The sequence below is a fragment of the Achromobacter sp. Bel genome (genome assembly GCF_012928505.1).
Classification (GTDB): domain Bacteria; phylum Pseudomonadota; class Gammaproteobacteria; order Burkholderiales; family Burkholderiaceae_B; genus Achromobacter.
Genome location: NZ_JABBJN010000012.1, coordinates 1 through 15,897 on the forward strand (window position 1 = coordinate 1; position 15,897 = coordinate 15,897).

Annotated in this window: 8 protein-coding genes; 6 read left to right on the top strand and 2 right to left on the bottom strand. The window is 67.0% G+C overall.

The genetic code is table 11. The annotated features are described in order from the left end of the window. Together HG262_RS09950 and HG262_RS09955 are read right to left on the bottom strand one after the other, a co-directional pair. Positions 1-6,081 (bottom strand): filamentous hemagglutinin N-terminal domain-containing protein (locus tag HG262_RS09950; RefSeq protein ID WP_169270862.1); only part of this gene is annotated, 6,081 nt, incomplete at its 3' end. A 24-nt stretch (positions 6,082-6,105) separates the two neighbouring features. Further along, positions 6,106-7,791, bottom strand: a complete 1,686-nt coding sequence (locus HG262_RS09955) for a ShlB/FhaC/HecB family hemolysin secretion/activation protein (RefSeq protein ID WP_348984380.1) — start codon at positions 7,789-7,791, stop codon at positions 6,106-6,108. Positions 7,792-8,147: 356 nt separating this feature from the next. Between HG262_RS09955 and HG262_RS09960 the strand changes: the two genes are divergently transcribed. The 6 genes from HG262_RS09960 to HG262_RS09985 all read left to right on the top strand — a co-directional run bounded on the left by HG262_RS09960 (position 8,148) and on the right by HG262_RS09985 (position 15,883). After that, complete coding sequence (locus HG262_RS09960; RefSeq protein WP_169270863.1) at positions 8,148-8,660, top strand: winged helix DNA-binding protein; 513 nt, start codon at positions 8,148-8,150, stop codon at positions 8,658-8,660. Positions 8,661-8,669: 9 nt separating this feature from the next. Further along, positions 8,670-10,523 carry a dipeptide ABC transporter ATP-binding protein gene (locus HG262_RS09965; protein WP_169270864.1) on the top strand — a complete coding sequence of 618 codons (1,854 nt, stop codon included), beginning with the start codon at positions 8,670-8,672 and terminating at the stop codon, positions 10,521-10,523. Between the two features lie 51 nt (positions 10,524-10,574). After that, positions 10,575-12,107, top strand: a complete 1,533-nt coding sequence (locus tag HG262_RS09970; RefSeq protein WP_169270865.1) for an ABC transporter substrate-binding protein — start codon at positions 10,575-10,577, stop codon at positions 12,105-12,107. A gap of 161 nt (positions 12,108-12,268) precedes the next feature. Further along, the gene (locus HG262_RS09975) at positions 12,269-13,192 is read left to right on the top strand and encodes an ABC transporter permease (protein WP_105556445.1); all 924 of its coding nucleotides are present in this window, start codon (positions 12,269-12,271) and stop codon (positions 13,190-13,192) included. Positions 13,193-13,197: 5 nt separating this feature from the next. After that, on the top strand, positions 13,198-14,073 hold the full coding sequence (locus HG262_RS09980) for an ABC transporter permease (RefSeq protein WP_169270866.1): 876 nt from the start codon (positions 13,198-13,200) through the stop codon (positions 14,071-14,073). Positions 14,074-14,143: 70 nt separating this feature from the next. Continuing rightward, entirely contained in the window at positions 14,144-15,883 is a 1,740-nt protein-coding gene (locus tag HG262_RS09985) for a peptidase M14 (RefSeq protein WP_169270867.1), read from the top strand. Positions 15,884-15,897: the final 14 nt, after the last annotated feature.

The following is a 15,897-nucleotide window of genomic DNA, read 5'->3' on the forward strand; positions in this document are numbered from 1 at the left end:
AGTCAACGTTCCTGCGGCCTGGACCTGGCCATTCTGCTTCGCGATCAGGTCGCGTCCGGCCGTGATCGTGGCATTGCCGGCCGCGCTCTCGCCCAACGCGGCCACGACGCCGCCCAAGCGGGCGTCGCCGGTTGCGGTAAGCGTCAGGCCGCCGCCCGCGGCAATGACGCCATCGGCGTCCAGGTCCGCGCCCGCGCTGGCGCTCAAGCCGCCCGAAGCCTGCATTCTGCCGGCCGTGCCAACGCGCAAGTTCTCGCCGGCATTGGCCGTCAGGCCGCCCTCGAGCGCCGTGGCGATGCCGTCGATGCGGATATCGCGCAAGGCGCCCAGGACGATGGGAGAGCCCGCGGTCGCCGTTCCCGTGATGAACAGGTCGCGGCCCGCCTGAGCTTGCAGTGCGCCGCCGCCGCCCCCCGCGCCCGCCGCGGTGCCCGCGATGCCCGCGATGCGCAAGTCCTGGCCTGCGTTCAGCAGCAGCCCGCCGCTGCCCTGGGCCAGGCCCACCTGGCCAACGGTCAGATTGTCGTGCACATCAGCGTTGAGGGTGCCGTTGGCCACCGTCTTGCCGTTCAGCTCAGCGTCCGTGCCGGCCTTTAGAACGATGTCTTGCTGGCCAGAGATCGTGCCGTTCGCCAGCAGCTTGCCGCCGGCTTGCGCCTGCAACAGCCCGCCCGCTTGCAACGCGCTTTGGCTGCCCAGCGTGATGGCGCCGCCGCCGCGGGCCATAAGCGCTCCCGCATCGGCCAGAACCGTGCCATCCACCGACAGGTCCTTGTCGATTTGCAGCGTCGCGGATTGCCCGGCCACCAGCGTGCCGGCCAGCGCCGCGCTGTCGGCTTGCACATCGACGGAACCACCGGCCTGCTGGCTCGAATCCGCCACCGTGGCCAGTGCGCCGCCGGCCTGGATCGTCAGCTTGCCCGCAGCCAGATTCTGTCCCGCCAGGCTGATGTCGGAGGCCGCGTCCAGTATCAAGTCCGCCAACGAGGATACGGTGCCCGCCGTTGTCAGCGTGCCGCCTGCGCGCGCTTGCAGCACACCGCCCGCCAGCGCCCGGCTACCGGCCGCCAGTGCCATATCCAGGCCCGCGATCAGGTCCAGCGCACCGTTGGCCGACGCGGCCGTTCCGGATAGATCCATCCGGCCGCCCGCTTCCAGGCGCGCGCCCTTGTCCCCGCGCACGGCCCCGGCCAGTTCCAGATTGCCCGCAGCCGCCACTCGCGCTTGCTCCGACGCGTCCAGTTGCGCCGCTGCGCCGACGCGCAGGTTGCCCCCTGCGCTGAAATCCAGCGCGCCGTCGGCGCCCAGTCTGCCGTCCACGCGGATGTCGCGCACCGCGTGCAACGCCGCATCGGCGGAGGACACGAGGATGCCGTCCAACGCCAGATCGCGGCCGGCTTCGGCCTGCACGCCCTTGCCTTGCAACTGGCTGGCGGCGCCCAGCCGCATATCGTTGCCGCTCTTCAGGTCCAGCACACTGCCATAGGCGAGCGCGTTGCCGTCCACGCGCAGGTCGCGCGCGGCCTCCAGCGTCATGCCACCTTCGGCCAGCGCCGTGTCGGCAAGGTTCAGGTCCTGCCCGGCCCGCAGCGTCATCGACGCGTCGGATTGAAGGTGCGAACCGCCCGCGGCCGTCAACGCCTGCCCCGCGCTCATGTCCACGCCGCGCGCCGCGTAGACCTGCCCTGCCAAGGTCGCGGTACGCGCGGCCTGCATGGTCAAGGCATCCAGCGAACTGAGCGCACCCGCCACGCGCAGGTCACCAAGCGTCGTCACATTGACCGGACCCTTTGCCGCCACCCGCGCAAGTTCGCTCATCGACAGGTCGCCTCCGGCGTCCAGACTCAGGCGGCCGCCGCTGGCGGCAAGCGCGCCATCGACGGACAACTTGCCTGCGGCGGCCATGGTCATGTCGCCGTTGCCGCGCCATACACCGGCCAGCGTCATATCATTGCCGGCCCGGGCCTGCGCTCCCCCTTCGGCATCCCATTGCGCCGTCGTGCCCATGGCGATGTCGCGCCCGGCGGCCAACGACAGATTGCCAGTGGCCGCGGCCTTGCTATCGACGCGCGCGTCGCGTCCCGCGGTCAACAGGATGTCGCCGCGCGACGCCATCGCGCCGCCCGCCAGCAAATCGCCCGCCGCGCGCGCCGACACACCATCGCCCTGCGTGCGACTGGCGTCGCCCAAGCGCAGGTCGTTGCCTGCATCCATCGTCAACGGGCCGCCATAGGCCAGCGCCGCACCATCCACGCGCAGGTCGCGCGCGGCCTCCAGCGTCAGGCCCTTATTGGTTTCGGCCTGGCCGGTAAGGATCAGGTCCTGCCCGACACGCAGGGTCATGCCCCCCTCGGATTGCAGACGCGCGTCGACGCCCGCCAGCAACTGTCCCATGGCTTCCAGCAGCAGCGGGCCGTCGGCCAGCAGCTTGCCCGTGACCGTGGCATCGGTTCCGGCCTGAGCCGTCAATCCGGCCAGCGACGACGCCGTGCCCGCCACGCTCAGCGCGCCCTTTGCCACCATGGACAAAGGTCCGCCCGCCTGCGCGCGGCCGCCCACGGCCATGTCGCCCTCGGCGGTCAGGGTCAACGCGCCTTGGGCCGCGCCGGCCGCGCCGCTGACATCCAGCGCGCCTCCGGCACGCACATCGGTGCCTTGATTACTCAGCAGGCTGCCTGACAAGGCCACATCGCCCCCGGCCTGCAGACTGGCCGCACCCGTCGTTTCGCCCCCGCCCGTGAGCGTCGCCTTGTCCTGCGCCCGCAGTGCCAAGTCGCCATCGGCGCTGAGCCTGGCGCCGAACACCGCGTCGCGGCCGGCGGTCAGGGAGGCCGATCCTGCCGACACCATCTCGCCGCCCGCGATGAGGTCCCGCGCCGCCAGGGCGGCAACACCCTTGCCCTGCGTCTTGCTGGCGTCGCCCAGCAGCAGATCGCCGCCGGCGTTCATCGTCAATACGCCACCGTAGGCCAGCGCGCTGCCGTCCACGCGCAATCCACGCACGGCGTCGATCGCGATGGCGCCGTCACTCAAGGCCGTGCCCGCCAAGCTGATGTCCTGACCCGCGCTCAACGTCAGGCTCTTGGACGATTGCAGTTGCGCGGCTTGGCCTGTCTGCAAGTCCGTGCCTGCATGCAGCGACAGGGTGTCACCGGAGAGTAGTTGTCCCCCCACCTTTGCGCCGCCCGCCGATACCAGGGTCAACGCCCCCTGGGAGGCCAGTTCGCCGTCCACCGTCAAGGCGCCGCCGCTTTCGGCGCGCAACGCGCCACCTGCCTGCACCTTGCCCTGGCTGCCCACCGTCAGGCCACTTCCTGCCAGCAAATCGATCCCGCCCGAAACCGCAGAGGTTTCACCGTCCAGCCGCACGGCGCCGGCGGCTTCGATGCGGTTTCCGTTGTTGCTGCGCACGGTGCCCGCCAGCGCCACGTCCTGCCCCGCCTTGAGTTGCGCTTTGCCTTCGGCATCCAGTTGGGCGCCCTGCGCAACGGCCAGATTGCGGCCGCTTTCGAGTTTCACGTCGTTCGTGGCGGCGGCTTTGCCGCCCAGGCTGGCATCGCGGCCGGCGTTCAGTACGATATCGCCGCGCGCGGTCATTGCGCCGTCGGCCTGCAGATCGCCCCCGGCACGCGCCGTCACGCCTTCGCCCTGCGCACGGCTGGCGCTGCCCAGCCGCAAATCGTTGCCTGCGTTCAGGGACAACTTGCCGCCATAGGCCAATGCGGCGCCGTCCACGCGCAGGTCGCGGCCCGCGTCCACGTCCAGGCCCGCATTGGTTTTCGCCATGCCGGCCAAGGCCAGGTCGCTCCCAGCGCGCACTTGCATCGCGCCATCCGATTGCAGGCGCGCGTCCACGCCCGCCGCCACCCGACCTATCGCGTCCAGCAGCAACGGGCCGCCGGCCAGCAGCTTGCCGTTGATGGTGGCATCGCCCGCGGCCTGGGCCGTGAGTCCGGCCAGGGATGACACGGTACCTGCGACGTTCAACGCGCCCTTCGTGCTCAGCGCCACCGGGCCGCCCGCCTGCGCGCTGCCGCCCACGGCCAGATCGCCGTCCGACGCCAGGGTCAACGCGCCTTGGGCTGCGCCGGCCGAGCCGTTGACGACGAGCGGCCCCGCCGCGCGCAGTTCCACGCCCTGATTGCCGCTCATGCTCCCCGCCAGCGTGGCGCCGCTGCCCGCATGCAACCGTGCAAGCCCCAGGGATTCCAGCTGTCCGGTGACCACCGCGGCGCCCTGCGCGCGCACGTCCAGATCGCCGCGCGCCAGCACCCGCGCGCCTACCGCGGCATCGCGTCCCGCCTTGATTTCTACAGCGCTCTCGGACACCAGTTCGCCGCCGGCCCGCAGATCGCGCGCCGCATCGAGTCCGACGCGCTTGCCCTGCGCTTTGCTGGAATCACCCAGGCGCAAATCTGCGCCACTCTTCAGGTTCAGCGCGCCGCCATAGGCCAGCGCGCTGCCGTCCAGGCGCAGGTCGCTAGCGGCCTCGATAGCCAGCGCGCCGTCCGTCAGGGCCGCGCCGGCGAGTGTGACGGTCTCGCCCGCGCGTATCGTCATGCCGCGTGCCGACTGCAGCTGCCCGCCGGCATCGGACACGACATCTGCGCTAGCCCGCGCCTGCAGCGCGCCGGACGCGTACACCCGATTCGGCAACACCAGATCACGTCCCGCCTGCAGCGTGACGCCCTCCTTTGCGGACACGATGCCCGCCGCCAGGGAAGCGCCGCCGCCCTGCCCACCGGGCGTGGCGGGATCCGGCGTTTTGCCGGATGGATTGCCAGCGTTTTCCGCACCCGTGCCGGAATCCGTACCCGTGCCGGAATCCGTACCCGTGCCGGAGCCGTTTCCGCCGGCATTGCCGCCGGTCCCGCCCTGGCCGGGCTGCGGCGCGACCGCCTGGCCCGCCACCTTCAGGTGGCGGCCAGAGGTCGCGCTCACGTTCTGATCGGAAGTCAGCAGATTGCCCGACAGTGACAGATCCTTGCCGGCCGCCACGCGCAAGGCGCCTTGCGTGCGCAGGCTACCCTGCGTGCCCACGACGGCGTCGCCGCCCGCCCCCACGCTCAAGGCCCCGCCCGCCGCGACGGCGCCCTGGACGGAGATGTCGCGCACTGCGCCGAGCGCAACGGTTTCCCCGGCCTGCGCCGCTCCCTGCACGGCCAGGTCACGGCCGCTGTCCACGCGCAGATTTCCCGCCGCTTGCACGGTGGCGCGCGGGGCAATGCGGACATCGCCCGCGGCATTGACCTGCAGGTCCCCGGTCAGGGCGACCAGATTGCCGCCGATGTTCACGCCCACTCCTGCCTCGGTGCCGATCAGGCGCACGCTGTTGGCGTACATGCCGCCCAGCGCCGCGGTATCCAGGGCGACCTCGGGCACGGCGCCTTCACCCACCCGAGCGGAAACGTCGCCGGACGCGTAATCCACTCGCGCCGCGCCCACGCTCACGTTGAGCCGGTCGGCCCATACGTCCGCATTGATTTCCAGCGTGCGCGCCAGCAGGTCAACTTGGCTCAGGTTGGTGCCGTTCAGTCCCGCGCCTTCGACGCGGATCTTGCCGGAAGCAATGTCGAAACCGATGCTGCCGTCGGCGCCGACCTGCGGCCTGCCCGTGGTCAGGGTGGCACGATCGGCGTTGAGAAAGCCGCAGCCGTTGCAGGTAATGCCCGCGGGATTCGCGACGATCACGTTGGCCCGGTTGCCGGCCACTTCCAGGGTGCCGAGCAACTGGGACGGATTGGGCGCGGTGACCTGGTTCAGGATGGTGCTGGCGCGCCGATTACCCAGCATGGGGTTGCCGCCCACCTGGCCCGCCAGTTGCGTCTGGCTGGCGCCGCCGCTGTTGTTGAGCACGGCGCCGGACGGGCCGACATTGAACTGCGTGTAGCGGTTGTTGGATACGCCGCCAGCCGAAGGCGGCGCGATGTTGATGACGGGTACGCCATTGTTGACGCCCACCGACGGCTTGGCGCCAGGCACGCTCTTGTCCACCGAGATCGGCAAGGTCTGCGCCCACACCGGCGACCAGATCTGCGTGAAGACAACGGACCAGACAATCAGAGAGCGTAGCTTGAACATCGTGCGCATCCGGGGGAAGTGAGATCAGAACTCGAACATCAGGACCGCCGCGAACACGGTAGACGCGGTCTTCAAGGATTCAGGCTTTTTCAAGGGCCAGCCGGCCGACAGGTCGTAGCTGGCGTTGACATAGGGCATGCCGACCCGCCCGCGCAGCCCGGCAACGGCGCCGACCAGCGCGCGGCCGGACAGCGACGCGGCAGACGGACCGCCCACGCGCCCCGCGTCCAAGCCCGCGTACAACTGCTGGCCGGGCACGCGCAAGAGCTTGTCCAGGCCGAGCGACAAGTCATTGCGAAGCGTCCAGCCATCCTCGGCAGCCAATGTCAATTGCCCGTCAAAACCCCGCACCGCGTAACGGTTGCCGATGGTGAAGTAATCGGACGGCACGATTGGAGTCTTGGCATGCTGAATCTGCCAGTTCACCTGGTAGGCCCAGGGCTGGTCCGCCAGCTCGAACGGCAGATGCAGGCCGGCATTCGCCGAGAGAATCGTGCTGCGGCCGTTCCAGTGCGGATCACCGTAGACGTAGCCAGGCCTGTCGGACAGCCCCGCCAGTGTTCCCCGCACGCCCCCACCCACGTCCAACACGGCCCGGCCCAGATAGTGGCGGTGTCCGAGGTTGAACTCGTAGCCCGTGACGTCGCGCCGCTGCACGTCGATGTCTACGTCGTCAAGCGTGCTGGTGGTGCGCTTGCGCAGCAGCGTCAACGATGACGAGCCCTTGTAGGCAGGGCCGCGATAAGGCACCAGCGAGACGCCGGCCTGCACCTGCTTGGTGGCGCCGCCGTAGATGATGGGCTCGTCAAAGCCCGCCACGGTCTGCCGATAGGTTGACTTGCTGGCGCCCGCGAAGAACGTCCAGTAGCCGAAGGGAATGCTGTAATTCAGGGACGCCGCGCGCGTGTTTGAATTTGAGTCGCGCCAGCGCGCATTGCTGTTCCAGGACACCGATAGTTGGTCATACAGAAACAACGGTGAATCCAATGTCAGTCCGGCATTGACCTGATACTTGCCGATGGCGTCCATGCCGCCGTTGTCGCCGCCAACATAACCGTGCCAGCGCTTGCCGGAGCCCGGGCGGATGACGATGTCCGAATCGCCCAGTTCGGGGCCGGGCGCCACGTCTATCGTCGCATCTGCCTGACCGCCCAGCCGGCGGATATTCTCCAGCGCCTGATCCAGATCGCGCTGATTGAGTTCGCCGCCAGGGCCCGTAGGCACCGCCGTACGCCACCAGCCGACGGTGTTTTCGCCCTTGACGCCGGATATGCGCCCCGGCACATAGCGCAGCGTCAGCCTGCCCTCAGCCAACGACTGTTCGGGTACCAACACACGAGCGGTCACCCTGCCGCTATCGATCAGTTCGCCGGTCAGATATTCCTGGAAGGTCCGCAAACCTTGCCCGCCCACGCATAGATCCACCACCGGGCGGCTGGCTTGCAATACGAATGCGGGCGGCTGCGCGCCATCCCAAACCAGTTGTTTGATGACGAAGCAGGGAGTCTCGGCCGGAAATTGCAGGGCTTGTGCGGCACGCCGGGCTTCGGGAGTCAGGACGTCGGGACGTTCAGCGGCCCGCTGGCGCTGTGCATCGATTTCAAGTTCCTGCCGGCGCTGGATCTCAGCGGCGCGTCCGCCATCCGGCAGCGGCTGAGCAAAAACGGCTTTCCAACAGCCGACCACGGCGACGGCGACGGCGGCCAACACTCTCCCTCGCCTAAACAAAGCAACTCCCATACGTGTCTCTCGCCGAAAATCCGCGCTTTCTATCTGTTTTTGACACTTATAGTTACTAATTTCGCCGTGCCAGGACGGCATGTATCTATTTGTGTCTTTTATCTTGGAACTCTTGGCGCCCAAATTAGAAGAGTTTGCGCAGCAAAGAAATCGGATAACTCCGAATTTCGTGTCTTCTCGCGAGATTCCGGACTGTCGACACCGACCATCACCGACAACGCACCTGACCCTTATTCCTGCGGGTTATCCCGAATGCCTCCATATCAACAAATCGTCAATAATTCGCCAACATTTTGTCATCGATACGTCCCTAATCTGCCTTGTCCATGTCTGTATCCGTCCGGGACGCCATTGTTTCCTCCGCCCATCTCGCCTCTTCCGCCCCGGAGCTGTCCGAGGTGGAGTTCGGGCTGATCATCGCGTCCCACGCTTTCAACCGCTGGATGGTGCGGTGCATGGCCTGCGCCGGCTTGCCCGAACTGACCTCGCTGGACATCCTGGTGCTTAACCACGTGTTCCATCGCGGCCGCGGCAAGAAGCTGGCCGACATCTGCTTCACGTTGAATGTCGAAGACACCCACCTGGTGAACTATTCGCTGAAGAAGCTGGAGCGGCTGGGCGTGGTGCAAAGCGCCAAGACGGGCAAGGAAGTGATCTACACGACCACCGAAACCGGCGCCGCCGCCATCCAGCGCTACGCCGAAGTGCGCGAGCAATGCCTCGTCAAATCGTTCATCGACTCGCCTGCCGCGGACGACGCCAACCATCAGTTGGCCAACACCCTGCGCACTCTGTCGGGCCTGTATGACCAGGCTGCCCGCGCCGCCACCTCGCTGTGAGAATCCACGTTGTCTAGCACTACTGCCTCTTCGTCCGCCCCGTTGTTGTCCGTACGCGGCGTATCGGTCGATTTCAATACCGAGACCGGCGTGTTCCGCGCCGTCGACGGCCTGGACTTCGACGTCCGGCCCGGCAGGACGCTGGCGATCGTCGGCGAGTCCGGCTCGGGCAAGTCGGTCACCTCCATGGCGATCATGCGGCTGACCGATTACACCAGCGGCCGCATCGCCACCGGGCAGATCCTGTTCCGCGACCACGACGGTCGCGAAACCGACCTGACGAAGGCCACCGACGAACAGATGCGCGCGATCCGCGGCAACGACATCGCAATGATCTTCCAGGAGCCGATGACGTCGCTGAACCCGGTGTTCACGATCGGCGACCAGATCGTCGAGGCGATCATGCTGCATCAGCAGCTGTCGCGCACCGCGGCGCGCCAATCGGCGCGCAAGCTGCTTGAGAAGGTGCGCCTGCCGGACGCCGAGCAATTGCTGGACCGGTATCCGCACCAGTTGTCCGGCGGCATGCGCCAGCGCGTGATGATTGCGATGGCGCTGTCCTGCCAGCCGCGCCTGTTGATCGCCGACGAACCCACCACCGCGCTGGACGTGACCATCCAGGCGCAGATCCTGAACACCATCCGCGAATTGCAACGCGACCTGGGCACGGCCGTCATCTTCATCACGCACGATATGGGCGTGGTGGCCGAGATGGCCGACGACGTGGTCGTGATGCTGCGCGGCAAGAAGGTTGAACAAGGCACCGTCGACGAGATCTTCAACGCGCCCAAGCACCCCTACACCCGCGCGCTGCTGGCCGCCGTGCCGCGGCTGGGCAGCCTGACCGGCAGCGACCTGCCGCTGCGCACGCCGCAAACCGTGCTGGAAGGCGACACCCTGCGCGAAGTGGGCGAAACGCGCGAACAGGATACGGCGCGCTACGACGAACCGGTGCTGCGCGTGGAAAAGCTGACCACCCGCTTCGATGTGGGCCACAACCTGTTCGGCCGCGTCACGCACCGCGTGCATGCGGTAGAAGAAGTGAGCTTCGACGTCTACCCCGGCGAAACGCTGGCCCTGGTGGGCGAGTCGGGCAGCGGCAAATCCACCATCGGCAAGACCTTGCAGCAACTGGTGGCGCCGACCTCGGGCGCGGTGCGCTACAACGGCCAGGACATTTTCTCGATGGACGCCGCCGGCCGCCAGCGCCTGCGCCAGGAAATCCAGTACATCTTCCAGGATCCCTACGCGTCGCTGGACCCGCGCAAGACGGTGGAATTCAGCATCGCCGAACCCATCCGCACGCACAGCCTCTTGCACGGCGACGCGGCCATTGCGCGCCGCGTTGGCGAACTGCTTGAGCAAGTGGGCTTGAAGCCCGAACACGCCAAGCGCTACCCGCACGAATTCTCGGGCGGCCAGCGCCAGCGCGTGTGCATCGCGCGCGCGCTGGCCAGCAATCCCAAACTGATCATCGCCGACGAATCCGTGTCGGCGCTGGACGTGTCCATCCAGGCGCAGATCCTGAACCTGCTGATGGACCTGCAGAAAGACCGCGGCCTGTCCTACCTCTTCATCACGCACGACATGGCGGTGGTGGAAAAGGTCAGTCACCGCGTGGCCGTGCTGTATCTGGGCCAGATCGTGGAACTGGGCACGCGCCGGCAGATCTTCGAATCGCCGCAGCATGCCTATACCCGCAAACTGCTGGCCGCGGTGCCGGTGGCCGAGCCCGGCCGCCACATCGACACGTCGTTGATCGAAGGCGAAATCCCCAGCCCGGTCCGCCGCGTGGGCGACGAGCCCGCCATCATCCCCCTGATCGAATTCGCGCCCGGCCACCAAGTGGCCCGGGCGGCCTGAAGCCCCCTTTTTTCCCTCGGCCCGATCCGACTTCCCGTCCCTGGAGCGAACATGCAATCCCTACGCACCACCTTCACCGCCGCCGCCCTGACCCTGGCGCTGGGCGGCGCGATGCCCGCCGTCTTCTCGACCGCGCATGCCGCCGGCACGCTCAGCGTAGCCATCAACCAGGACCCGGGAAGCTGGGATCCCATCGACACCTTCGTGACCTTCTGGGGTTCCGTGGGCGGCAACCTGTACGACGGCCTGACGATGCGCGGCGCCGACCTGAAGCTGCAGCCGGGCCTGGCCACCAGCTGGGAATACCTGGACGACAACAAGCGCCTGCGCTTCAAGCTGCGCGAAGGCGTCAAGTTCCACAACGGCGAACCCTTCGACGCCGAAGCGGTGAAGTTCACCTTCGACCGCCTGCTGGGCGCGGAAGGCGCCAAGGGTCCGCAGAAGTCCAACTATGACTCGATCGGCGAGATCAAGGTCGTGGACGAGCACACCGTCGACTTCATCCTCAAGCAGCCCGACCCGGTGCTGCTGACCAAGCTTGCCGGCTACGGCGCCATGATCGTGCCGCCGAAGTACATCAAGGAAAAGGGCGAAGACTTCTTCAACACGAACCCGGTCGGCACCGGCCCGTTCAAGTTCGAGAGCTACCAGCCCAAGGTCAACGTGACCCTGGCGCGCAATGACGAATACTGGGGCGGCAAGCCCAAGCTGGACAAGGTCGTGTACCGCTTCATCGGCGAACCCGGCACCCAGGTCGCCGAGCTGCAAGCCGGCCGCATCGACATCGCCACCCTGATCCCGCTGGGCCTGATCGAGACCGTGAAGAAGTCCGGCAACGCCGACGTCATCTCGACCGGCGGTCCCGTGGCCTTCGCGCTGCGCTACAACACCAAGGGCGGCATCACCCAGAACCGCGACGTGCGCCGCGCGCTGATCATGGCGGTCGACCGCGAAGCCATCGTCAAGCAGCTGCTGCTGGGCCAGGCCAAGGTCATCGCCAGCTTCCAGGGCCCGCAGTCCTTTGGCTACAACCCCGAACAGAAGCCCCTGCCGTTCAACCCCGCCGAAGCCAAGAAGCTGCTGGCCGCGGCCGGCGTGAAGCCGGGCGCCACCGTGCAGATCGACGTGCGCGGCAGCGATTCGAACTTCCGCGAAGTGGCGCAAGCCGTGTCGGGCTACCTGCAAGCCGTGGGCGTGCGCGCGACCATCAAGCCGTATGAAACCGGCGTGCTGCTCAACGACATCATCCCGGGCGGCAAGACGGGCGAAATGTGGCAGAACCAATGGGGCGGCTGGACGTATGACTACGACAACACCGCCTACCTGATGTACCACACGGGCCAGAAGTGGAACCCGTACGACAACGACACCAAGCTCAACGGCATGCTGGAAGCGCAACGCACCGTCTACGACGTGAAGAAGCGCGAAGCCATGCTGCAGGAAATCGCCAGCTATGTCGCCGACCAGGCGTTGGAATTGCCGCTGTACAGCCTGAACACGATCGTGGGCGTGAACAAGCGCGTGAAGAACCTGGAAGTGCCGGGCGACATCCGTTTCCGCTTCTTGAACGCCTCCGTGGAGTAGGTACCACCCCTGGAGCGCTGACGCGCTTCCCCCTCAAGGGAGCATGCCCAAGGACCGGCGGAGCCGGCTCCTTGGCATCCCGCTTGAGCGGTGCACGTTGCGATGCCTGTTGAAGCATTAACCCAACCTACCCTCTCCGGCGCAAGCCGGGGCGGCGCCTTATGACCGGATTTCTCATTAAACGCGTGTTGCAGGCGGTCTTCGTGATCGTCGCCGTGACGCTGCTTGTCTCTTATGCCGTGCGCCTGACCGGCGACCCCGCGCTGATGCTCAGCCAGGGCTCGGGCAGCGTCACCGAACAAGACCTGGCGAACATCCGCCAGGCGCTGGGCTTGAACCGGCCCTTCCACGAGCAATACCTGTCTTATATGCAGGGCCTGCTGCATGGCGACTTCGGCCGCAGCTTCATGGGCGGCACGTCCGTCGCCAAGCTGATCGGCGACGCCCTGCCCGCCACCCTGATGCTGGCCTTCACCTCGCTGATCTTCTCGATCCTGATCTCGCTGCCGCTGGGCATCCAGGCGGCCATCAAGCGCGGCAAGGCGACCGACCAGGCGATCCGCATCCTGTCGCTGGTGGGCCTGTCGTTCCCCAACTTCTGGCTGGCGCTGATGCTGGTACTGCTGCTGTCGATCACGTTCCCGCTGCTGCCGCCCTCGGGCTGGAGCGGCCCCGCCAGCCTGATCCTGCCGTCCTTGACGATGGCCATCATCCTCAGCGCCACCAACATCCGCCTGGTGCGCACAACGATGCTGGAGACGCTGTCGGCGCAGTACATCATGGTGGCGCGCAGCAAAGGCTTAAAGGAACGCGTGGTGCTGTACAAGCATGCGCTGCGCAATTGCGCGATTCCGCTCATCACCTATCTGGGCCTGCAGTTCGGCGGCCTGATCGGCGGCATCGTCGTCATCGAGATGGTGTTCAACTGGCCCGGCCTGGGCACGCTGGCGTTCGACGCCATTTCCGGCCGCGACTACCCGGTGCTGCAAGGCACGGTCACCGTGCTGGCCACCGTCATCGTCCTGGTCAACCTGATCGTCGACATCGCCTACGGCATCGTCGATCCCCGTATCCGCACGCGGTAAGCATCATGCAGACAACCACCCCCACCGCCGCCGCCGCCGCCCCCAAGCCCTTCAAGCCGCGCAGCCGCTACCGTTCGCTGGAATTCGTGCTGGGCGCCCTGCTGACCGGCGTCATGGTTTTGCTGGTGCTGAGCTCCGGCTGGCTGTTCCCGGATGGCGGCGAATCGATGGACCTGGCCGCCCGCTTGATGGCGCCCTTCTCGTCCGCCGCGCATCCGTTCGGCACCGACCCGCTGGGCCGCGACGTGCTGGCCCGCGTAATCGTCGGCGGCAAGATTTCGCTGATGGTGGGCTTCGCGTCCGTCCTGGGCGGCGCCCTGCTGGGCATCATCATGGGCCTCATCGCCGGCTACTACCGCGGCTTCTGGGACATGATCGTCATGCGTTTCGCTGACGTGCAACTGGCGCTGCCCTTCATCCTGGTGGCCATCACGTTCATCGCCATCCTGGGCGGCGGGCTGTACAACGTGATCTTCTTCATGATCGTGTCGCAATGGGTGCAATATGCGCGCCTGGTGCGGGCGCAGGTGCTGGCCTTGCGTGAGCGCGAATTCGTGCTGGCCGCCCGCGCTTTCGGCGTGCGCGACCTGGCGATGATCCGCCACCACATCGTGCCAAACCTGCTGGGTCCGCTGGTGATCCTGATGACGCTCAACGTGGCCAACAACATCCTGCTGGAAAGCAGCCTGACCTTCCTGGGCCTGGGCGTGGATCCCATGATCCCCAGCTGGGGCGGTATGCTTGCCGATGGCCGCACCTACATGCAGACCGCATGGTGGGTCAGCGTCTTCCCGGGCTTGGCGATCATGCTGACCGTGCTGGGACTTAACCTGCTTGGCGACTGGTTGCGAGACCGCCTGGACCCCACCGGAAAGGTGTGAGGAAAATGCCCCGCAAGGGGCATTTTTCCCTTTTACCGGATGACGAAAGAACACCGAAGGAACTGAAAGCATGTCTTTGCTGGAAAAAACATTCGACCGCACGCTGGACGCCTGGACCCACGCCTACATGGCACCCGCCTGGCGCGGCGCGGTCGTGGAAGGCTGGCTGTTCGAAGGCGTGGACGCCCGCCGCGCGGCCGAAGCCCGGCTCGCGCAGGCCGGCGTCACGGCACGCTTTCGCAGCGCCTACAAGCCGCTGGTGCACTTCTTCCTGGAAGAAGTGGAGCACGACGGGCTGGTGTCTGCCCTGGTGCGTTATCCGCTGCACGAGCATGCCCAGGCCAAGCGCTTCACGCTGGAAGCCTACCCGCTGGTGGCGCTGATGGCGGGCGTGCGCGTGGTCATGCAGGCCGGCGCATCCGACCTGCACTATGACGTCACGCTGACCTACGCCGACGGCCACAAGGTAGAGACGCGCGTCTTCGCCCCTAACCAGTTGGGCCAGGCCCAGGACGGCAAGCCTGAGCTGTCGCCCACCGGCTGGCTGCGGGTGCGCGACGCCGAAGGCCTGGTCCAGACCGACGCCGCCCAGGCCACCGAGTACCAGCAAGTGTTCCGCAGCATCGTCGACACCGTGCGCAACCACCCGTGGGGCGCGCACGAGCCGTACTTCGACCGCCTGGAGATCCGCGTCGACCTGCCCGGCATGGACTTCGCCCTGCCTGTGGACGAGGAGATCGTCAGCACCTTCGAAGCGCTGCACGAGGACGTGTACTTTTCGTTGCTGGAACACTTCCAGCACCACTCTGGGCGCCCCTCCGGCGACCGCGGACTGCAGCCGGGCCAGATCATCCCCGACATCCGGCGCCATGACGGCGCGGCACGCGTGCAGATTTCCGTGGAATCGTTCGAGGCGCCGGCTCCTGTCGTCGCCACGCCGCTCGATACCGCGCTGGCTCAGCGCCGCGAACCCTTGACCGCCGGCCACATCGCCAGCTGCATGGCGGCGTTCGGCGGCGACGCGTTCCAGGCCGTATCGCGCCAAGGCCGGCCCGTGCTGGGCACCTATGTACGCGGCCCCGGCCCGGCTGTCTTCATTTCAGGCGCGCAGCACGCCAACGAGACCTCTGGCGTCGTGGGCGCCCTGCGCGCGGCGCAGACACTGGCCGCCGGCGGCAACGCGCACTTTGCGCTGATCGCCGCCGAGAATCCCGACGGCTATGCGCTGTTCAACCGCCTGCGCGAACACCATCCCCGCCACATGCTGCACGCGTCGCGCTACAGTGCGCTGGGCGACGACATCGCCTACCGCGAACATGCGCCGTTCTTTGAACGCGATGGCCGCCACCAGGCGCATGCGATCAGCGGCGCGCAGCTGCATATCAATCTGCACGGCTACCCCGCGCATGAATGGACGCGTCCGCTGTCGGGCTACCTGCCCCGCAACTTCGAGCTATGGACCGTGCCCAAGGGCTTCTTCCTGGTGTTGCGCCACCATTCGGGCTGGAGCGAACGCGCGCGCCGCCTGATCGAAGGCGTGACGGCCCGGCTGGCCCGCAATGTGCCAGGGTTAGTTGAATTCAATGCGCGACAGCTGGAACGCTTTCAGGCGCACGCGCTCGAATCCGGCTTCGACGTGTTGAACGGCATTCCGGTGCAGATCACGGAAAGCGACCGCGAAGAATTGCCGCTGGCGTTGATCTCGGAGTTTCCGGATGAAACCGTCTACGGCGACCGTTTTGTTTTCGCGCATACTGTGCAAATGGAAACCGTCCTGGCGGCGACCGAGCTGTATCGCTCAGGGCTGTAGCAGGCATGAAGGCG

What these genes read in the sequence shown, in the direction of transcription:
- HG262_RS09960 (WP_169270863.1), top strand. Translation starts at nt 8,148, where the DNA reads ATGTCTGTATCCGTCCGGGACGCCATTGTTTCCTCCGCCCATCTCGCC.
- HG262_RS09980 (WP_169270866.1), top strand. Translation starts at nt 13,198, where the DNA reads ATGCAGACAACCACCCCCACCGCCGCCGCCGCCGCCCCCAAGCCCTTC.
- HG262_RS09985 (WP_169270867.1), top strand. Translation starts at nt 14,144, where the DNA reads ATGTCTTTGCTGGAAAAAACATTCGACCGCACGCTGGACGCCTGGACC.
- HG262_RS09970 (WP_169270865.1), top strand. Translation starts at nt 10,575, where the DNA reads ATGCAATCCCTACGCACCACCTTCACCGCCGCCGCCCTGACCCTGGCG.
- HG262_RS09975 (WP_105556445.1), top strand. Translation starts at nt 12,269, where the DNA reads ATGACCGGATTTCTCATTAAACGCGTGTTGCAGGCGGTCTTCGTGATC.